The following is a 19,895-nucleotide window of genomic DNA, read 5'->3' as shown; positions in this document are numbered from 1 at the left end:
GCTCGGCGTTAACTGGGATCGGCGGCAGGAGGCGTGACGGGGAGCTCGCCTGTGCGGCCGTCACCCCACCACTGCTGAGGAGTTCCTGTGTCCGTATTCCGTCCGTCGGCCCTCCGGCGTCCCCCGTACGCCGTCCACGCCGGTGCCTGTGCCGCCGCGCTGCTGCTGCTCACCGCGTGCGGCGACGCCTCCGAGACCGTCGCCGCCAAGGACGCCGCCGTCCGGGCGGGCGCCACGGCCACCGCCGGTGTCGCGGGCCCGCAGGCCGAGCGGATGCGGAGACGGGCCGCCCCCGGGCCGTACGCGCCGGTCGTCCGGCCGCGCGAGATCCCCGCGCTCGGGCCGAAGACCCGGGCCGCGATCCCGGCGTCCGCCGAACAGGTCTTCGTCGTCACCGGCGACGGCTACGACTCCAGCCGGTCCACCGCGGTCCTCTACGCCCGCGACAACCCGGCCCTGGGCTGGCTGCCCGTCACGACCCGCTGGCCGGCCCACAACGGGCTGAACGGCTGGGCCGACGAGCACTGGGAGAACGATCTCCGCACCCCGGTGGGGGTCTACGGGCTGACGCACGCGGGCGGCCTGTTCGACCCTCCCGAAACGGCGTTCCCCTACGACCGGAACCCGGCGTTCGTGGTGAGCGGCAAGGGCTTCGACGGGGAGCCGCTCGAAGGGTCCTTCGACTACGTCGTCGCCATCGACTACAACCGGACCCCCGGCGTGACCCCCCTTGACCCCGAACGCCCGCTCGGCCAGGACCGCGGCGGCGGCATCTGGATCCACGTCGACCACGGCGGCCCGACCCAGGGCTGCATCTCGCTCCCCCTGGACCGGATGCGGGAACTCCTGAGCACCCTCGACCCGGCGAAGAACCCGGTCGTCGTGATGGGTGACGCGGAGGCACTGGAGCAGTGAACGGGATACGTCGTCGAACTGCCCGACCCGGTGGGCTTCGAACTGGACACCGAGCCGCTGAAGAACTGGGTCCGCTGACCCGGGGCGGAGCACACGCAGCAGTACGGCGAAGGGCGGGACCCGATACGCGGTCCCGCCCTTCGCCTGACGTACTGCCGCGGCAGTACGTCAAAGCCGCTTACGCGGGCTTCTCCTCCAGACGCGGGAACAGCACCGCGCCCTTCGTCACCGTCGCGCCCGCCGGGAGCCGGCCCCAGCTGCCCGCTTCCTGGACGCGCTGGTCGGCCAGGGCGCCCAGGGACTCCTCGGCGCCCAGGGACTCCCACAGCTTCTGCGAGGTCTCCGGCATCACGGCGTTCAGCAGGACCGCGACACCGCGCAGCGACTCGGCGGCCGTGTAGAGGATCGTCGCGAGGCGGGCCTGGCCCTCGGGGGTGGTGTCCTTGGCGACCTTCCAGGGCTCCTGCTCCGTGATGTAGCCGTTGACCTGCTTCACGAAGTCGAAGATCGCCAGGATGCCGGCCTGGAAGTCCAGCTCCTCGCCGATCTTCTGGTCGGCCGCGGCGACGGCCTTCGCCAGACCCTCCTGGACCGCCTGCTCGGCCTCACCCGATGCGGTGGCCTCCGGGAGCGCCCCGCCGAAGTACTTGCCGACCATGGCCGCGACGCGCGAGGCGAGGTTGCCGTAGTCGTTGGCGAGCTCGGAGGTGTAGCGGGCCGAGAAGTCCTCCCAGGAGAACGAGCCGTCGCTGCCGAACGCGATGGCGCGCAGGAAGTACCAGCGGTACGCGTCCACGCCGAAGTGCGAGGTCAGGTCCTGCGGCTTGATGCCCGTCAGGTTCGACTTCGACATCTTCTCGCCGCCGACCATCAGCCAGCCGTTGGCCGCGATCCGGCCCGGCAGCGGCAGACCCTGCGCCATCAGCATCGCGGGCCAGATCACCGCGTGGAAGCGGAGGATGTCCTTGCCCACCAGGTGCACATCGGCGGGGAACGTCCCGTCGAACTTCTCCTGGTCGGCGCCGTAGCCGACCGCCGTGGCGTAGTTCAGCAGGGCGTCGACCCACACGTAGATGACGTGCTTCTCGTCCCACGGCACCGGGACGCCCCAGTCGAAGGTCGAGCGGGAGATGGAGAGGTCCTGAAGGCCCTGCTTGACGAAGTTCACGACCTCGTTGCGGGCGGACTCGGGCTGGATGAAGCCCGGGTTGTTCGCGTAGAACTCCATCAGCTTCGGGCCGTAGGCGCTCAGCTTGAAGAAGTAGTTCTCCTCCTTGAGGATCTCCACCGGCTTCTTGTGGATCGGGCACAGCTTGACGCCGTTCTCGCCCTCCACGAGGTCGCCGGGGAGCTTGTACTCCTCGCAGCCCACGCAGTACGGGCCCTCGTAGCCGCCCTTGTAGATCTCACCCTTGTCGTACAGGTCCTGCACGAACTCCTGCACCCGGTCGGTGTGCCGCTTCTCCGTCGTACGGATGAAGTCGTCGTGTCCGATGTTCAGGTGCTCCCAGAGGGGCTTCCATGCCTCCTCGACGAGCTTGTCGCACCATTCCTGGGGCGTGACGCCGTTCGCCTCGGCAGTGCGCATGATCTTCTGACCGTGCTCGTCCGTGCCGGTGAGGTACCACACCTTCTCGCCGCGCTGGCGGTGCCAGCGCGTGAGCACGTCGCCTGCGACGGTCGTGTAGGCGTGGCCCAGGTGAGGAGCGTCGTTGACGTAGTAAATGGGGGTCGACACGTAGAAATTCTTCACGCCGTCGCCCCCTTGCTTCTCGGATCCAGTGGCCGCCATGGTCGAAATCCTAACGGCCTGCGGAAGATCGACTCACCCCGATTACGGTCGGCCTCCCCCGGACCGGGGGAGGAAGGGGTCCTCCGCGTGGACCGGGAAGACGGGACTGTCCACGTCCCCGGCCGGGCCAGGGACGAGCGGGAGCACGGTGCCGCCGACAGGGCCGGAACGGCAGTTCCGGAAGGGGCCCTCACCGGGCGAAGCAGCACGGCCACCGAAACGGATCCCGGAACGCCGGGCCCCGCGCTGCGACTCGGCCATCCGGGAGCGCGACAGCCACCCGGGAGCTCAACGGAGCGAGGGCGTCCGCCAGGCCGAGCCGGCCGGCGCCGTCTGTGGAACCGGTCACCTTGTGCCCCCGCTCACCCTGGTCGCAACACCCTGCGTACGTAACGCGGTTGAGGCCGCAGACGGTGCCGGAAGCCCGGTGACCGGGGGCCGCGGAGACCTTTGCGAAACATCCCTTCCCGTAGCAAAGACGCATCCTGGGAGGGAGTGGACACGCGTGTACGAGGCAGGGGACATCACGATGCGGGTACTGGTCGCCGAGGACGAGGAGATCCTGGCGGAGCTGGTCGCCACCGGGCTGCGGCGGGCCGGGTTCGCCGTCGACACGGTGTACAGCGGTGACGCCGCCCTCGCCTACCTGGGGTTGCACGACTACGACGTCGTCGTCCTCGACCGCGACCTGCCGCGGGTGCACGGCGACGACGTGGCGCGCGGCCTCGTCGCCTCCGGCTCCCGGACCAGGATCCTGATGCTCACCGCCGCCGGCTCCATGGAGGACCGGGTCGCCGGACTCGACCTCGGCGCCGACGACTACCTGGGCAAACCCTTCGAGTTCCCCGAGCTGGTGTCGCGAGTACGGGCGTTGCGGCGGCGCAGCGCCCGCCCCGTGCCGCCGCAGCTGGAACGGCACGGCATCCGGCTCGACACCGTACGGCGCACCGCCTCGCGGGACGGGCGGGAGCTGGATCTCTCGCCGAAGGAGTTCACCGTGCTCCAGCTGCTGCTGGAGGCCGACGGCGGGACCGTCAGCGCCGAGGAGCTGCTGGAGCGGGCCTGGGACGCCAACGCCGATCCCTTCACCGGCGCGGTCCGCGTCTGCATGAGCAAGCTCCGCGGGAAACTCGGCGAACCGGCGCTGATCCGTACGATGCAAGGCGTGGGGTACGCCCTGTGAGGCGCCTCACGCAGGTGCCGCACTCCAGGATCCGCACCCGGATCGCGCTCGTGTACGGCGGCGTGTTCCTGGTTCTCGGCACGGCGCTGCTCGTCACCGTCAATCTCGCCTCCCGCGCCGGTACGGACTCCCAGGCGCGCGACATCGCCCGCACGGCCGCGGTCGTCCAGCCCGGCTACGCGGTGAACGGTCCGCTGGTCACCCGGCACAGTCTGGGGCCGCCCACCGTCTACGACCTCACCGATAACGTCAGCGACGCGGCCGGGCACCAGCTGCTCGTGTGGTCCGCGGCCTCGCTGCTCGTCATGACCGCCTGCGCGGTCGGGGTGGGCTGGTGGACCGCGGGGCGGGTGCTGCGCCCCGTCCATGCCATGACCGCGAAGGCGCGCCGGCTCTCCGAGCACAATCTGCACGAGCGGATCGCGTCCAGCGGGCCGGACGACGAGCTGAAGGAGCTCGGTGACACGCTCGACGAGCTGCTGGCCCGGCTGGAGAAGGCCTTCGACAGCCAGCGGCGGTTCATCGCCAACGCCTCCCACGAGCTGCGGACCCCGCTCGCCACCCAGCGGGCCGCGATCCAGATCGGTCTGGACGACCCGTCCCCGAAGGATCTCGTACGGACCCGGCAGACGCTCCTGGACAACAACCGGCGCAGCGAGCGGCTCATCGAGGGTCTGCTGGTCCTGGCCCGCAGCGAGCGCGGGCTCGCCGAGGGCGAACGGGAGACGGTGGACCTCGCGCAGGTGGTGGCGGAGGAGACGGCCCGGCACCCGGGCGTGCGGGCCGACACCCACTTCTGCACGGTGCGGGGGAACCGGATGCTGCTCGCGCAACTGGTGGCGAATCTGCTGGCCAACGCCGTCACGTACAACGTGCCGGACGGGACGGTGGACGTGGCACTGGTGACGGCCGGCAGCGGGGCGCTGCTGGAGGTGCGCAACACCGGGCCCGTGGTGGACGCGGAGGACATCCCCGGGCTGTTCGAGCCGTTCCGGCGGGGTGAGGGCAAGGACCGGATGGGGCGGGGATCGGGGCTCGGCCTCTCGATCGTGCGCTCCATCGCCGTCGCGCACGGCGGTACGGTCACGGCGGTGCCGGGCCCCGGGGGCGGGCTCGCCGTGACCGTACGGCTGCCGGTGGATCAGGCGCCGGCCGCGGTGTCGCGGGCCTCGACCCACGCGGGGAGCGCGGCGAGGACCTCGCGGTAGAACGTGGTGTCCGCGACCTCCCGGGGCGCGGGGCCCGCGTGGAAGAACCCGGCGTTCGGGGCGTCCAGCTTGCGCAGGAAGTCGAAGCCCTTGGCGTCCTCGTCGCCGAACGCGACGAACTGGAAGAACAGCGGCAGCCGCGCCGCGTCGGCCAGCGCCTGCCTGGCGGCCTGCTTGGCGTCCGGCGGGCCGTCCGTCTGGAAGATCACCAGGGCGGGGCCGGTCGCCGCGGACTTCTCGTAGTGCGCGACGACCTCTTCGACGGCGCGCTGGTAGTTCGTACGGCCGAGGCGGCCGAGGCCCGCGTTCAGCTCGTCGATCCGGCCCTCGTGGTCGGCTAGGCCGACCGTGCCGGTGCCGTCGATGTCCGTCGAGAAGAAGACGACGGGGACGGTCGCGTCCTCGTCCAGGTGCGCGGCGAGTGCGACGGTGCGGTCGCCCAGGTGCTGGGCGCTGCCGTCCTTGTAGAACGGCCGCATGGAGCCGGAGCGGTCGAGGACCAGGTAGACGGTGGCCCGCAGCCCGGTCAGCCCGTGGGCCTTCAGCCCGGCCTGGGCGGCCTTGTACGCGTCGACGAGCCCGGGAGCACGCGACTTGACCCGGGCGAGGGTGACGGCGGGCTTGGGGGTGGGGGTGGATACGGGGGTGGATGCGGACGCGGGGGCCGGGGCCGGGGTCGCTTCGGGGGCGGGCTCGGGCTCCGCCTGTGCCTCGGGCTCTGCGGGGGAGGGCTGTGCCTCCGGCGCGGCGGGGGCCTCGGGCTCCGTTTCGGCCTCGGCCTTGGCGTAGGCCGGCTCGGGCTCGGGCTCGGGCGTGGGTTCTGCTTCGGCCTCGGGTTCTGCTTCGACCTTGGCCTCGGCCTCGGGCTCCGGTGCGGGCTCCGCCTCGGCCTTGGCCTCGGCCGGCTCGGGCTCGGGCGTGGGTTCTGCTTCGGCCTCGGCTTCGGCCTCGGCGTTGGCCGGTTCCGGTTCGGGCTCCGGTGTGGGCTCGACCTCGACCTCGACCTCGGCCTCGACCTCGGCCTTGGCCGACTCGGGCTCCGGCTCCGCCTCAGCGACGGACGGCTCCGCCTCGGCGGGCGCCTCCGCAGCCTCCGCGGCCTCCGCCTCCGCAGCCTCCACGACCTCTGCCTTCGGCTCCTCTGCCTTCGGCTCCTCCGGCTCCGCTGTCGCCTCCGGCTCCGTCGACTCCGGCTTCGGGGCCGAACCCTGCGCCGGGACCGTGGGGATGGACGGCTTGTCGAAGGCGGCCGCCACCAGGTCCGAGGCCAGACCGCTGCTTTCGACGGACCGGGGAGAGGCAGGGGCCGGGACCGAGGCCTTGGGGGCCGGGGCCGGCTCCGCGGCCGGCTCCGCGGCCGGCTCGTCCGCCGTCGCCGTCCTCGTCGCCTTGACCGGCTCCGACTCCGCGGGCGCGGTGCGTTCGGTCTGGGGCGGGACCGTGGCCGTCGGCGCGTCCTGCTCCGCGCGGTCACGGCCGAACACCTTGCGCAGCAAGCTCCGAATGCCCATGGGCGAGGCCTTTCGCGTGAGTTGGGTGCGAGAAATGTCCGACCTGCGGGAATTGATCCCTGGCCAGGGCGGATACGTAAGGTTAGCGGCCGGATCCGGCCCTTCGGTGGTGCGGCCCGCCCGTGTGAGAACTGAGCCGGAACCGATCCCCGAACGAGTCCTGTGCGCATGCCGTGCGGGCCTGATGTACGTCGTTCAAATGTGCGCACTCGGTCCTGAGTTGCCTTCTAGCGTGAACGAACGGTGTGCCTGACGCAAAGTCAGGCACACCGTTGTCCGTTTTCCGCGCGCGTTGTCAAGAAGGGCTCCCCATGGGAAAACCATCCCGCAGAACATGCTTTGCCGCCTGTGCCGTCGCGGCAGGGGCGATGCTTTCCGGCCTCGTTCCGGCAGCCGGCGCCGCCGCCGCTCCGGCCTCCGCCCCGCCGTCCGCGACGCGGGCCGCCGACGAACCCGTGCCGGGCAACGAGGGTATGCCGGACGACGGCTTCGACAATGAATCCGAAGGCGAGCAGGACGACTTCGCCGGTACCGGAACCGCAACGGGTGATCCGTCCCCCTCCGCCGCCCCGGGCGTCTCCGAGCTCGCCGCCCCCGTTCCCGGCCGGGCCGCCGACTTCAAGCTGGCGAAGGGCACCGACATCTCCGGGCTCGTCACCAAGCTGGACGACGCGCTGCCCAAGCAGGGCCTCACCGAGCTGATGGAACAGGCCAATCGGCCCGCCGACTGGGAGGGAGCCTGCGGAGCCGCCGGGATCTACGGCCCCGATCTGGCGGTCAACCACCGGGTCTGCTGGAAGAGCGACGACGCCACCTCCTCGGAGTGGGTACCGCAGGCCATCACCGGCGTCTCGGACGCGCAGGAGGACGAGGACTGGGGCACGTCCAACGCCGAGCCGATCGCCGTGGCCGGTTACGACGCGGAGAACCCGGGCCGCAGCGACTACGCCTCCGGCAGCGGAAACTGCCTCCTGAGCCCGGCGGCGGACGCCTGCAACGAAAAGGGCATCCGGGTCAGCTTCTTCAACCAGGCCACCAAGATGTACCGCCATGTGCTGCTGGTCTGGCCGTACATCAACTCCAAGGACCACATCTCCTTCGACGCGCTGCACGCGCGCGAGGGCAAGTGCCTCACCGAGGTGACGTCCGCCTGTGCCGCGCAGAACGGCATCCACGCCGGTGGGATGGTCTGGTACGGCAACTACCTGTACGTCGCCGACACCGCCAACGGCATGCGGGTCTTCGACCTGCGCAAGATCATGGACCTCAACCCGGACAACAACGCCGATGTCGACGACCCGACGCCGGACGGCCTGGTCAGCAACGTCGTGGACAAGAAGCGGATCGGCCGGCAGAACAACGTCTGGTACGGCTACGGCTACCGCTACGTCATGCCGCAGGTCGCCACGCTGAAGTTCACCACGGCGAAGAACGGCGGGACCACCAGCGGGAACCAGTGCTACGCCACCGGTCGCCCGAAGGCCTCGTACATCTCGCTGGACCGCACCGACACCGACCACATGGTGCTCGGTGAGTACTGCAACACCAACAACGGCGGCACGAGCCCCGGTCGCGTCGGCACCTACCCGATGACCGCGCTGACCGCCGCGGTCGAGGGTGCGACCGGCACCGCCGCCGATGCCGACCTGGCCTACGGTCTGCCGACCGGTGCCACGTTCGGCAACGAGGCCCTGTGGCACAAGATCCAGGGCGTCATGCGCTACGAGGGCAAGTGGTACTTCCACCGCAGCAACGGCTACGACAACGGCCGGCTGCTCCAGGCCACGCCCGGCATCGTCGACGGAACGTCCCAGCTCGTCGGCAACACGAAGACGCTGGAGTCGTCGTTCGGGCCCGAGGACCTGTACCTCGCGCACGGGCGCGGTGACGGCTTCGCGCCGCAGCTGTGGTCGCTCAGCGAGCACGCGCCGAGCAGGTGCGGGGCGTGCAAGCGCGAGGTGTACAGCTACAACATGTCGGAAGTGATCAGCGACTTCGGCTGATCCGCCGGACAGGCCCTACAGTCGGATGCATGGTTTCCGGTGAGGCGCCGCAGGCGGAGGGCAGCGTTCGGGTCGACGTCTGGATCTGGTCGGTCCGGCTGACGAAGACCCGTTCGCAGGCCGCTGCCGCCTGCCGCGCGGGTCATGTGAAGGTCGCCGGTGAGCGCGCCAAGCCCGCCCAGGCGTTGCGCGTCGGCGACGAGGTACGGCTCCGGCACGCCAGCCGCGACCGGATCGTGGTCGTGTCGAAGATCGTCAAGAAGAGGGTCGGCCCTCCGGTCGCGGCGGAGTGCTTCATCGACAACAGCCCGCCCCCGCCGCCGCGCGAGGCGGCGATCCAGGTTCCGGTCCGGGACCGGGGCGCGGGGCGGCCGACGAAGCGGGACCGGCGCGAGATGGACCGGCTGCGCGGGGCCGGTCCCACGGGCTGAGGCGCCGCGGGGCCGCCCCCAACGCACCGCCGCCCCCAACGCACCGCCGGCCCCAACGGACCGCCCGACGGTCCGGCGGCCCCGCTACGGCTGGGGCGAGGCGATCGCCCGTGCCGCCGCCACTTCCTGGCGCAGCGGAGCCAGTACGCCCTCCTCGTCGCCCGGAAGTTCGGCGCGCACCCCCACCAGGACCTCGCTCGCCCTGATCCCGTCGGCCAGCTCCCGCAGCTGCCGCCGTATCGCCGCGACCTCCGCCGGCGGCGGCTCGGGTGCTCCGTGGTTGACACGGACCCGGGCCGCCGTCGTCGCGTCCACGATGCGTTCGGCCGCGACGACCAGCGGCCACCAGGCGGCGGCCCGGGTGCCGACCGGGGGCGGCTCCGTCAGTGCGCGCTGGAATTCGGAACGCACGACCGACAGATCGCGGTAGAGCCGGCGCCGGGCCCGCACCCGTTCCGCCCGGTCGCCGGAGCGGCCCGGCTCGAAGGCGTACGCCACGTAGTCGGCGGTGTCCGCCACCGCGTCCGCGAGCCGGTGGCCGATCCGTACGTGCCAGCTCTCCGGCCACAGCAGATAGCCCGCCACCAGCACGATCGCGCAGCCGATCAGGCTGTCCAGGAACCGCGGCCAGATCAGCTGGAAGCCCTGATGGTTCAGCAGGTCGGACAGGAGCAGGATGACCGGGGTGATGGCCGCGGTCTGGAAGGCGTAGCCCTTCGCCGTCAGCGCCGGGATCAGCGCGGCGAGCACCACCATCACCGGCACGTCCCACCAGCCGACCGGCACCGCGGCGAGCACCGGTGCGGCGATCACGAGACCGGCCGCGGTGCCCACCGCACGCAGCACGGCCCGCGAGAACACCGAACCGAAGTCCGGCTTGAGGACGAACGTGACGGTCAGCGCGACCCAGTAGGAGCGCGGCACCGGGATCAGCGAGGTGAGCGCCTGGGCCAGGCCGATGCACAGGGCCAGGCGCAGCCCGTAGCGCCAGGAGGCCCCGGAGAACAGCACGTCGCGGGTGGCCCGCCGGATCCGTACCCCGAGCACGGCGGGGCGGCCGAGCCGGTCGTCGACGTTGTACGGGTCGGGGTCGGCCTTGTGCACGACGACCGCCGCGTGCCGCAGGGCGCTGTCCACGGCCCGGGTGGCGGGTGAGTCCGGTGCGGGCAGGGTGAGTTCGGGGCGGCCGGTGCGGCTCTCCTCCACGGCGGCGGCCAGTTCGCGCACCGCCGCGGGGATCTCGTCGGGGAGCGGGCACCGGCGCACATGGACGGCGGGGGCCGCCTCGACGAGCGGGATGACGACATTGAGCTGGGCGAGCAGCCGCACCATGGCGTTGCTGCGGCCGTGGTAGCGGGCCCGGCGGGCCAGGATCAGGTCGTAGGACGTGTTGAGTGACTGGGTGACGGCGTGCCGCTGTTTGTCGTACGCGTCGGTGCCCGCGGCGGCGAGCAGGTCGGCGACCGCGAGATAGGTGTTCGCGACCGCGACCCGCTCCGGGAGCTTCCGGCGCAGCGGCCAGGCCAGCAGGGTCAGGGTGAGGACGAACAATCCGCCGACCGTGAGCAGCAGCGGCGCCACCCACCAGGGTTCCGGCATCGGGAGTCCGGCGCCGACCACCGCGTTGAGCAGGAGCAGCAGCCCGGAGACGGAGGCGACAGCGCCGATCGTCGACATCATTCCGGAGACCAGGCCGACCAGGGTCAGTGCGGCGACGGCGACCCAGCCGGTTCCGTACACCAGCGTGCCGAGCATGATGCCGAGCGCGCCGAAGAACTGCGGTACGGCGATGTTGATGATGCGCATCCGGTACGCGTCGGCGGTGTCGCCGATGACGCCGGAGAGTGCCCCCATGGAGACGAGCGCGCCGTACGCGGGCCGATCCAGTGCGAAGCCGACGGCGAGCGGGGTGGCCAGGGAGACGGAGGCGCGCACGACCGCCGCCCAGGCGATGGGCGTGGACGACTGCGGGCGCAGCCCGCTCAGCAGCCAAGGGGGTGGCGTCACGCGTCGTCGTCCGGTTGCGGCCTCCGTATCGGTCAACGCGTCCCCTTGAATCGTGCGGGTCCCGGCACTGGTCGAGCCGTACTTCAACGGTACGCAGCCGTGTCGGCCAGTGCTGCGACGGGGCGAACGCTCCCTGCCGCAGCACTGGTCCTGGCCCGGGCCTGCCCCAGGCTCAGAGCACGATGACGGTCTTGCCGCGTGCGCCGCCCGTCCGGTTCCGGTCGAGGGCCTGCGGGGCCCTCTCCAGGGGGAGTTCGATGTCGACGGGCACCCGCAGCACACCTTCGGCGGCGCCCGCGGCCAGCACGTCCAGCAGGACCGGGGTGGGTTCGAGCCGGAAGTCGATGCCGGTCACGTTCGCGGGCAGGGCGGCACCGGCGGCGACGCCCCGGGTGGTGAGCGCGATGCCGCCGGGGCGGACCAGGGCGGCATGGGCGGCGAAGGATTCCGGGGTGGTGGAGGCCAGGTCGACCAGTGCGTCGACGCCGTCCGGACAGCTCTCCCGTACCGCCGCTTCGAGGGGGCGGCCGGTGACGTCGATCGTGACGGCGGCGCCCAGTTCCGTCATCCGCTTGTGCTCGTCGCCGCGCACGGCGGTGATCACGCGTACGTCGCGGGCCGAGGCAAGCTGGGTCAGATAGCTGCCGACGCCGCCCGCCGCACCGATGACCAGCAGGTTCTCGTGGCCGCGGAAGGCCGCGGTCTCCAGGATCTGGGCGGCAGCCATCCCGGCGGAGGGCAGCGCGGCCGCGGCCCGGAGGGGGAGGCCGGGCGGGACGACGCTGATGGCGGAGTCCTGCGGCACGGACACGTAGTCGCAGTACGTGCCGCCCCCGGCCGCGTTCGGCCGGGCGACCCGGCCGAAGACGTGGTCGCCGACCCGGAATCGGTTCTCGCCGCTGCCGATCATGTCCACCCGGCCCGCGAAGTCCACGCCGATGACCATCGGGAACACGCGCGGTGCCGGTCCGTCGTCCGGGGAGCCCTGTGCGGCCTGCCAGTCGGACGGGTTGAGTGCGGCGTACTCGACCCTGACCCGTACCTCTCCGGCCTCCGGCTCGGGCTTGGGTATCTCCACCAGTGCGGGGTCGGCCCGGAACGCGCCGACGGCTATGGCTCGCATGCGGAAGACCTCTCAGTCGCCCCCGATCCGGCAGTCACGAAATCCACTCTTCCCCGGCCCGCCCGCTGCCGCACGTCGAGCCCGGAGATCCCTTGTCCTGCGGCGCCGTACCGGGTCATCCGGTGCCCGGCGCGGACCGTCCCCGGGCCGCCCGCAGCCGTACCAGCCCCGCGCACACCGCCACCGCCAGCCCCGCCGCGAACACGATCCACACCGTCGTGCGCAGCGAGGCCGTCAGCGCGTCGTACACCGCCGCCACCCCCGCCGTCTCACTGTCCGGCACCTCGGACAGCGCCCGGCCGCGGGCGTACGCGACCACCGCGCGCAGCACGAGCGCTCCGAGTGCGAAGCCGAGCCCGGCCACGGCGGTGGCCCGGAGCGCGGCGAGCCCGGAACGCCTGTGCCCCGGACCGCCGCCCAGCGCCCAGGCCACGACCACGGCCCCGGCGGCGACCACGAGCGTGCCCACCGCCGGCCAGAGGCTGCCGGTCCGCAGCAGTCGGAAGGTCTGGCGCAGCTGGTCGGCGCGGTCGGCGGAGATGAGCGTGATGTCGGTGTGCTGGACCGGGATCCGGTCGGCGAACGGCACCCCGTTCTCCTCCAGATTCTGTTTGACCCGCTCGGTCATGGGCGCCAGGTCGATGGTCACGGCCTCGCCGGTGTTGCCGTTCAGGGCGGCGGTGACGGCCTTGTGGGCGGTGCGGTTGGCGGCGTTCCATGCTTCCTGGAAGGCGTCGGTGGTGGTGAAGGACAGCACCGCCTGGTGCAGGAAGTCCCGGACGGTGTCCTGGAGCGGCCCGGCGTCGATCTGCTTCATCGCCCCGTCGGTGATGAGGTCGGCGACGGTGCTCTGCACATCGGGGTCGGAGGCCAGCGGGGCCACCGCTTCGACGTAACGGTCCGTGTTGTCGATCTCCAGATCCACCCAGGCGGACAGGGCACCGACGGGGACGAGGACGGCGAGCAGCACCAGCAGTACCGCCGTCAGACCCGCCGAGAGATACGTCCGCACCCTCCCAGGGAATCCCGTGGACGGGCGCCGCGCCCCGGGCCGTACGCCATCCGAGTTGCCGGGTGGTGCGGCCGGGTGTGCCCTGGAAGGAAAGGAGACACGGAAGGAGAACTCCGCCATGTCCACACACGCAGCAACGCCGGCTCGCGGACGGTCCGGGCCGAGGGCACAGGCACGCGGGCACAGCGCGCTCTCCTGGGCGATACCCGTCACGCTGGGTGCGGCGTACGGCCTCTACGCCTCGTTCATCCTCCGGAACAACGGCGCGACCGGCTACCGGCAGTTCTGGTACGGCCTGATCACGGCGGTGGTGCTCGCCGCCCTGTGCTACGGACTGGGCCGGATCCAGCACACCATGCTGCCTCTGGTGCGGGCGGTGGCCTACGGCGCGCTGACATCGGCGGCGTTCGGCCTGCTGGTCGGGCTGACCGATTCGAGCGTGCTGCGGTCCTCGGCGCTCGGACTGTCGGTCGGCCTCGGCATGTTCATCACCACCTTCTACATCTTCTACACGCACGAAAAGACGTGAGCCGCGCGCCGGTGCGACGCGAGAGGGCGGGCCCGCACACGATCGGTGCGGGCCCGCCCTCATGTCCGCGGCCGGCCCGTCGGCCGGTCCGTCGTCAGCCGCGTACGACCGTCACCGGGCACGGTGCGTGCTGGGTGACATGGAGGCTGACCGAGCCGAGCAGGGTTGCCTTGAAGCCGCTGTAGCCCCGTGCTCCCACGACGAGCAGGCTGGCTCCCTCGGCGCGGTCCAGCAGGGACTGGGCAGGGTTGCCGATCACCACGACCTTGCTGACCGCCGCCGCGCCCTCGGCGCCCAGGGCCTCCTCCAGCGTCTCGTTGAGGGCCACGGTCGCCAGGGCCTGCGGGTCGAAGTCCTCCGGCATGCCGGGCATCATCGACGCCCAGCTCGTCGCGGGGTACTCCCAGCTGTTGACGGCCTCCACCGTGTCACCGGTCAGCTCCGCCTGGCGTACGGCCCAGTGCAGCGCCTTGACCGACGACTCGGAGCCGTCAACGCCCACCACGATCCTGCCCATCACTGCCTCCAGCTCGGTTCGGCTCAGTGCGCGGATGCGTCGCGCGAGACGGACTCGCACGACGCATCATTCGGTCCAACTCTAATCAAACCGGGACAAGGTTTCCGTCGGGGGGTCCTCAGTCCAGGCGGAGGTCGGCGAGCTGCTGCTCGAACGGCACGACCTCGTCGTCGAGCCCGAGCGTCCTCGGCGCCCCGGACGCGGCCCGGCCGCCCGTGATCATGGCCGCGAGCTCGCCGCCCGCCCGCCGGATGCGGGACGGCAGACCGTCGGTGTACTCGTCACCGGACGACCCCCAGTCCTCCGATGCCGCGTACACGGACGTCGGTACGACGGTGGCCCGGAGGTAGGCGAAGAGCGGACGCATCGCGTGCTCCAGGACCAGCGAGTGGCGGGCGGTGCCGCCGGTCGCCGCGATGACGACCGGCTTGCCGGTCAGCGCCGTGTTGTCGACCAGGTCGAAGAACGACTTGAACAGCCCGCTGTACGAGGCGGTGAACACGGGCGAGACGGCGATCAGTCCGTCCGCCTCCGCCACCTCCTTGATCGCCGCGTCCAGGGCGGCCGGCGGGAATCCGGTGACCAGGTGGTTGGCGATGTCGACGGCCAGGTCACGCAGTTCGATCACCTGGACCTCGACCGTGCGGTCCTGCTCGGCCAGCAGCCGCTCACGGGCGGCACCGGCCAGCCGCTCGGCCAGCAGCCGGGTCGAGGACGGGCTGCTCAGCCCCGCCGACACGGCGACGATGCGCAGGGGTTCGGTGGCGAATACGCCGGACGTGCTGGACACGATGGTCAGACCTCCTTCGTGGCGGCAGGGGCGGTGCGGGCGGCGACGGCCGGGTGGACGGGCGCGGAGGCCGGGACCCCGGCCGGGCGCAGCGCGGCGAACTCCTTGCGCAGCACCGGGACGACCTCCTCGCCGAGGATGTCGAGCTGCTCCAGGACCGTCTTCAGCGGGAGCCCCGCGTGGTCCATCAGGAACAGCTGGCGCTGGTAGTCGCCGACGGCGTCCCGGAACGACAGGGTCCGCTCGATGACCTCCTGAGGCGAGCCGACGGTCAGCGGGGTCTGCCGGGTGAAGTCCTCCATCGAGGGCCCGTGTCCGTAGACCGGCGCGTTGTCGAAGTACGGGCGGAACTCCCGTACCGCGTCCTGCGAGTTCTTCCGCATGAACACCTGGCCGCCGAGGCCGACGATGGCCTGCTCGGCGGTGCCGTGCCCGTAGTGCGCGTACCGCTGCCGGTACAGGTTCACCATCTTCCTGGTGTGCTCGATGGGCCAGAAGATGTTGTTGTGGAAGAAGCCGTCGCCGTAGTACGCGGCCTGCTCGGCGATCTCCGGAGAGCGGATCGAGCCGTGCCAGACGAACGGCGGGACGCCGTCCAGCGGGCGCGGGGTCGCGGTGAAAGACTGCAGCGGCGTACGGAACTTGCCCTCCCAGTCCACGACGTCCTCGCGCCACAGCTTGTGCAGCAGGGCGTAGTTCTCGATGGCGAGCGGGATGCCCTGACGGATGTCCTTGCCGAACCAGGGGTAGACCGGACCGGTGTTGCCGCGGCCCATCATCAGGTCGACGCGGCCGTCCGCGAGGTGCTGGAGCGTCGCGTAGTCCTCGGCGATCTTCACCGGGTCGTTGGTGGTGATCAGCGTCGTGGACGTGGAGAGGATCAGGTTCTCGGTGCGGGCGGCGATGTAGCCGAGCGTGGTTGTCGGGGAGGACGGGACGAACGGCGGGTTGTGGTGCTCGCCGGTGGCGAAGACGTCCAGGCCGACCTCCTCCGCCTTCTGCGCGATGGCGAGGGTGGCCTTGATCCGCTCGTTCTCGCTCGGCGTCCTGCCGGTCGTGGGGTCGGTGGTGACGTCCCCGACGGTGAAGATCCCGAACTCCATGGCGCCCGCCTCCGTGTGGTTGAACATTGAACTATATGAGCACACCTTACAACGGAGCACCCTCCTGACCTATTCCACGGGGGCCCCGGGCCGGCGCGTACCCGCGATGCCGCGCCTTCTGCGGGAGCTGGGGGCGAACCGGTCGGTTGTGGAGAGGGGTGCCGGTCCCGCGGTCGCAGGCACCGGGCTCCGGGGTCGGGGTCGGGGTGCATCGGCGGGAATGATAGGCGCTGGGTATCATTGCATCATGTTGTACGAGATGTCACGCCTGGATTCGGCGGACCTTCAGGTTCTGGAGCAGATCGACGGCCTGCGCGAACAGCTGCGGCATGCGGTGCAGCAGGCCCCGATGAAGTGGACCCTCGATTTGCGCAAGGCGCTGACGGCCAGCGCCATCGCGGCGTCGAACACGATCGAGGGCTACCGGGTCGATGCCGTGGACGTCGCCGACCTGATGGACGGCGAGCGCGAGGTCGAGGCCAGTGACGAGAACAAGGCGGAAACCCTCGCTTACCAGCAGACCATGACGTACATCCAGTCACTGCACGATGTGACCGATTTCTGCTACAGCAAGGAACTCCTCAACAGCCTGCACTGGATGCTCCAGGGGCATCACCACCCTCGCAGGCTCGCCGGCCAGTGGCGCAGGACCTCGATCCGCATCACCGCGCCGGGCGACGAACTCGCCACCGATTACGAAGGCCCTGACCAGCAACGGGTTCCCGGGCTCATGAGCGAGCTGGTGGACTGGCTCAACGAAGGCGACCTGGACAGCCATGTCCTGCTCCGTGCCGCCATGGCCCACCTGAACCTGGTGAAGATCCATCCCTGGTCCGACGGCAACGGTCGCATGTCCCGTTCGCTGCAGACCCTTCTCATCGCACGCGGCGGCGTTCTTGCCCCCGAGTTCTCCTCGATCGAGGAATGGCTGGGCATGCCGGGCAACACCTGGGAGTCCTACAAGGTGCTGCGAGAAGTCGGAGGACCGGTCTGGTCGCCGGAGCGCGACACCTTGCCCTGGATCAAGTTCAACCTGCTCGCCTACCACCAGCAGACGCAGCGGGTGCAACGCCGTGTCGACCGTTCCAACGACTGCTGGATGCAACTGATGGAGGAGACGGGTACACACGGCGTCACGGAGCGGCAGGTCACCGCACTGCACGAGGTGGCAATGGTCGGCCGGGTGCGACGCAGCCGCTACGAGAAGGCCGAAGCGATCAACACGCAGCAGGCCACGCGGGATCTGCAGGCGCTCACCAAGGCGCAGTTGCTGACGGCCGTGGGCCGGACGAAGGGCCGCCACTACGTCGCCGGGCCGCGGTTTCCGGAGCGGGTGCTGGCCACCGCGCGTCGGCAACACACCATCAGCAACCCGTATGCCACATGATCGCGCGGGGCTGCAGATCCTAGGGCGTGTCCGGCGGATCATGGCCGGGGTCGCGGCGTCTGGTGCGGCGCCTCGCGGCGTTGCCGAAACGTCCGAATAGCTCCGCTTTCAAGACGCTCCGGTGCCTTGCGATGCACCGCACCGGACGCCGCGCCCTGTCCGACCCTGATCCGCCGGACACGCCCTAGTCCCAGGTCTCGCCCGTGGACGGGTCCAAGCCCGCGTCCCAACGTCTTTTCTGCTCACGCCAGTTGATGAATGAATGCTCTCCCGGGAGGACGATGCTGATCGTCTCCTCCTGGAACTCTTCGTCGGTGAGCAGCCTGCGGAGGAACTCCGCCATCCCGAAGGAGTGGACCTGGAAGGCGGGATTCGTGTGCCGCCCGTACACCAGCACGGGCCAGCGGTCGGGGTCGTCGCCCGTGGTCAGCCAGCAGTAGATGTCCGCACCGGAGGTGACGCCCCAGGCCAGGATGGAGCCGGGGTCCACGTCGAGGGCGGCTCTGCCGCCGAGCATCTCCCAGGTGCCCCGGGCGTTCTCGGTCTCGTTCCGCAGACCGGACCCGTCCGAAAAGGCATCGGTCCGTGGGACCGGAAGCAGAATTCCGACTTCCTCGCTGAGCTGCCCCGCCCCGTACGTCTCCATGAAGGCGACGTAGTCGGCCGGGAACCGGGTTCCCCAGATCTGCTCGACCGCGCTCCAATCGATCCGCTCGTCCACGCCGTGCCGCGTCGGCACGATCTGTGCGAGCGCCGCTGTATGGGGGTTTGTGCCCGTTGTCATTCTTCCGCCTCGGTGCATCGGACCGCTACGTGTCGTGCCTCGGGCGCACCATCTCATTGATCCGCACCGGCGCGTACGGAGACGTGCGCCCCGGCCGGTTCGGCCATCACCTCGCCCACCGGCCGGGAAAACGCTGTCCGGCCGTCGGATCGCCGTACAGCCGGCCTTCATGTCCGTCATGCGGGCCGGGTCGGGTCGTGGATCGGACGCGCCGCCCAAGGTGCGCGAGCCGGAGCCCGGAGCGTGTGGCGGGCGGGGGCTGGTACTGGTGGATGCGCTGGCGGACCGGTGGGGGTATGGGGCACGGCGCGGGCCCGGAAAGGTCGTGTGGGCGGAGTTCGGTTCCGTTAAGCTCGCTCCATGACCTCCGTACCGTGCCGAAACTGGTGGCGCTCCTTCTAGGAGCGGCCGCTTCCCCTCTGCACGGAATCAGGGCCGTTCGATATGGACGGTCCTTTTCGTTGCCCTCGTACGGGTACGGATGCCGGTGATCACGGCGGGCCGTCCTCCACGCAACCAGCACTCGCGAGGAGAGAAACCCCATGAGCAGCACCGTCACCACCGCATCGACCGAGCAGCGCGCCGCCGAGCTGGAGGCGCGGATCCGGCAGGCCCCGGAGAAGTTCCGGGTGATGACCGGGGACCGGCCCACCGGGCCCCTGCACCTCGGGCACTACTTCGGCACCCTCCACAACCGCGTCCGGCTCCAGGAGCTCGGGGTGGACGTATTCGTGATCATCGCCGACTACCAGGTGCTCACCGACCGGGACGTCGCCGACCGGCTCGGCGAGTACATGGAGGGGATGCTGCTGGACTATCTGGCCGCCGGGATCGACCCGGAACGCTCGACGGTCTTCAACCACAGCGCCGTACCCGCGCTCAATCAGCTGATGCTGCCGTTCCTGAGCCTGGTCTCCGTCGCCGAGCTGAACCGCAACCCCACCGTCAAGGACGAGATCGCACACTCCCGGCAGTCGGCCGTCAGCGGGCTGATGTTCACGTACCCCGTGCACCAGGCCGCCGACATCCTGTTCTGCAAGGGGAACCTGGTGCCGGTCGGGCAGGACCAGCTGCCGCACCTCGAAGTGACGCGGACCGTCGCCCGGCGTTTCAACGAGCGGTACGGGGCGGTCTTCCCGGAACCGGACGCACTGCTCTCCGACGCGCCGCTCCTCCTCGGCACCGACGGCACCAAGATGAGCAAGAGCCGGGGCAACTCCATCGCGTTGGGAGCCGACGCGGACGAGACCGCCCGGCTGGTCAAGGGCGCGAAGACGGATGCCGAGCGGTACATCACGTACGACCCCGAGAACCGGCCCGGGGTGTCCTCGCTGGTGCTGCTGGCGGCGCTCTGTCTGGACCGGGAGCCGCACGCCGTGGCGGAAGAGATCGGCGGGGGTGGCGCGGCCGCCCTCAAACGGACCGTGACCGAGGCCGTCAACAGCCGGATGGCGCCGATCCGGGCCCGGCGGGCGGAGTACGCGCGTGACATGGGGTACGTACGCTCGGTGCTCCGGGCCGGCAACGCGCGCGCCAACGAGATCGCGGCGGCGACGCTGGAGCAGGTGCAGGGGGCGATGGGCGGCGTGCTTTAGCGACG

17 protein-coding genes are annotated in these 19,895 nt (G+C 70.8%); 8 read left to right on the top strand and 9 right to left on the bottom strand.

The window, feature by feature from the left end; genetic code table 11:
• The first annotated feature begins 87 nt into the window (after positions 1-87).
• A complete protein-coding gene (locus ACWCQ6_RS01965) occupies positions 88-915 on the top strand; it encodes a L,D-transpeptidase family protein (RefSeq protein ID WP_451084822.1) in 828 nt (275 codons plus the stop codon).
• Between the two features lie 178 nt (positions 916-1,093).
• Here the strand turns inward: ACWCQ6_RS01965 and metG are convergent, their stop codons facing one another.
• Entirely contained in the window at positions 1,094-2,707 is a 1,614-nt protein-coding gene (gene metG / locus ACWCQ6_RS01960; RefSeq protein WP_451084821.1) for a methionine--tRNA ligase, read from the bottom strand.
• A gap of 529 nt (positions 2,708-3,236) precedes the next feature.
• Here metG and ACWCQ6_RS01955 point away from each other — a divergent pair.
• The gene (locus ACWCQ6_RS01955) at positions 3,237-3,890 is read left to right on the top strand and encodes a response regulator transcription factor (protein ID WP_451084944.1); all 654 of its coding nucleotides are present in this window, start codon (positions 3,237-3,239) and stop codon (positions 3,888-3,890) included.
• The gene (locus tag ACWCQ6_RS01950; protein WP_451084820.1) at positions 3,887-5,098 is read left to right on the top strand and encodes a sensor histidine kinase; all 1,212 of its coding nucleotides are present in this window, start codon (positions 3,887-3,889) and stop codon (positions 5,096-5,098) included. The genes ACWCQ6_RS01955 and ACWCQ6_RS01950 overlap by 4 nt, the downstream gene beginning before the upstream one ends.
• Here the strand turns inward: ACWCQ6_RS01950 and ACWCQ6_RS01945 are convergent.
• Positions 5,032-6,609: a VWA domain-containing protein gene (locus ACWCQ6_RS01945; RefSeq protein WP_451084819.1), complete on the bottom strand. Its 1,578-nt coding sequence runs from the start codon at positions 6,607-6,609 to the stop codon at positions 5,032-5,034. The two genes, ACWCQ6_RS01950 and ACWCQ6_RS01945, sit on opposite strands and share 67 nt — an antisense overlap.
• Positions 6,610-6,920: 311 nt before the next feature.
• Between ACWCQ6_RS01945 and ACWCQ6_RS01940 the strand changes: the two genes are divergently transcribed.
• Together ACWCQ6_RS01940 and ACWCQ6_RS01935 are read left to right on the top strand one after the other, a co-directional pair.
• On the top strand, positions 6,921-8,612 hold the full coding sequence (locus ACWCQ6_RS01940) for a hypothetical protein (RefSeq protein ID WP_451084818.1): 1,692 nt from the start codon (positions 6,921-6,923) through the stop codon (positions 8,610-8,612).
• Positions 8,613-8,641: 29 nt separating this feature from the next.
• Positions 8,642-9,043, top strand: coding sequence for an RNA-binding S4 domain-containing protein (locus tag ACWCQ6_RS01935; RefSeq protein WP_451084817.1), 402 nt, complete (start codon positions 8,642-8,644; stop codon positions 9,041-9,043).
• Positions 9,044-9,127: 84 nt separating this feature from the next.
• On the opposite strand, the gene ACWCQ6_RS01930 is transcribed toward ACWCQ6_RS01935, so the two are convergent.
• The 3 genes from ACWCQ6_RS01930 to ACWCQ6_RS01920 form a co-directional block, all read right to left on the bottom strand.
• Positions 9,128-11,050 carry an FUSC family protein gene (locus ACWCQ6_RS01930; protein WP_451084816.1) on the bottom strand — a complete coding sequence of 641 codons (1,923 nt, stop codon included), beginning with the start codon at positions 11,048-11,050 and terminating at the stop codon, positions 9,128-9,130.
• A gap of 172 nt (positions 11,051-11,222) precedes the next feature.
• Complete coding sequence (locus ACWCQ6_RS01925) at positions 11,223-12,173, bottom strand: NADP-dependent oxidoreductase (RefSeq protein WP_451084815.1); 951 nt, start codon at positions 12,171-12,173, stop codon at positions 11,223-11,225.
• 115 nt (positions 12,174-12,288) lie between these two features.
• On the bottom strand, positions 12,289-13,185 hold the full coding sequence (locus ACWCQ6_RS01920) for a hypothetical protein (RefSeq protein ID WP_451084814.1): 897 nt from the start codon (positions 13,183-13,185) through the stop codon (positions 12,289-12,291).
• Between the two features lie 118 nt (positions 13,186-13,303).
• Between ACWCQ6_RS01920 and ACWCQ6_RS01915 the strand changes: the two genes are divergently transcribed.
• Positions 13,304-13,714 carry a hypothetical protein gene (locus ACWCQ6_RS01915; RefSeq protein WP_451084813.1) on the top strand — a complete coding sequence of 137 codons (411 nt, stop codon included), beginning with the start codon at positions 13,304-13,306 and terminating at the stop codon, positions 13,712-13,714.
• A 94-nt stretch (positions 13,715-13,808) separates the two neighbouring features.
• On the opposite strand, the gene ACWCQ6_RS01910 is transcribed toward ACWCQ6_RS01915, so the two are convergent.
• The 3 genes from ACWCQ6_RS01910 to ACWCQ6_RS01900 form a co-directional block, all read right to left on the bottom strand.
• Positions 13,809-14,231 carry a universal stress protein gene (locus tag ACWCQ6_RS01910; protein ID WP_451084943.1) on the bottom strand — a complete coding sequence of 141 codons (423 nt, stop codon included), beginning with the start codon at positions 14,229-14,231 and terminating at the stop codon, positions 13,809-13,811.
• A 118-nt stretch (positions 14,232-14,349) separates the two neighbouring features.
• Positions 14,350-15,021, bottom strand: a complete 672-nt coding sequence (locus ACWCQ6_RS01905; RefSeq protein WP_451084812.1) for an FMN reductase — start codon at positions 15,019-15,021, stop codon at positions 14,350-14,352.
• A 5-nt stretch (positions 15,022-15,026) separates the two neighbouring features.
• Positions 15,027-16,124 carry an LLM class flavin-dependent oxidoreductase gene (locus ACWCQ6_RS01900; RefSeq protein WP_451084942.1) on the bottom strand — a complete coding sequence of 366 codons (1,098 nt, stop codon included), beginning with the start codon at positions 16,122-16,124 and terminating at the stop codon, positions 15,027-15,029.
• 247 nt (positions 16,125-16,371) lie between these two features.
• On the opposite strand from ACWCQ6_RS01900, the gene ACWCQ6_RS01895 reads away from it, so the two are divergent.
• Entirely contained in the window at positions 16,372-17,511 is a 1,140-nt protein-coding gene (locus ACWCQ6_RS01895; RefSeq protein ID WP_451084811.1) for a Fic family protein, read from the top strand.
• A gap of 184 nt (positions 17,512-17,695) precedes the next feature.
• Here ACWCQ6_RS01895 and ACWCQ6_RS01890 read toward each other — a convergent pair whose 3' ends face one another.
• Positions 17,696-18,295: an SMI1/KNR4 family protein gene (locus ACWCQ6_RS01890; protein ID WP_451084810.1), complete on the bottom strand. Its 600-nt coding sequence runs from the start codon at positions 18,293-18,295 to the stop codon at positions 17,696-17,698.
• A gap of 542 nt (positions 18,296-18,837) precedes the next feature.
• Between ACWCQ6_RS01890 and trpS the strand changes: the two genes are divergently transcribed.
• Positions 18,838-19,890: a tryptophan--tRNA ligase gene (gene trpS / locus ACWCQ6_RS01885; protein ID WP_451084809.1), complete on the top strand. Its 1,053-nt coding sequence runs from the start codon at positions 18,838-18,840 to the stop codon at positions 19,888-19,890.
• Positions 19,891-19,895 lie beyond the last annotated feature (5 nt).

The organism is Streptomyces sp. NPDC001880, from assembly GCF_053594575.1.
Note: the sequence above shows the minus strand (reverse complement) of the source record. Positions and strands in the feature narration are given on the sequence as shown.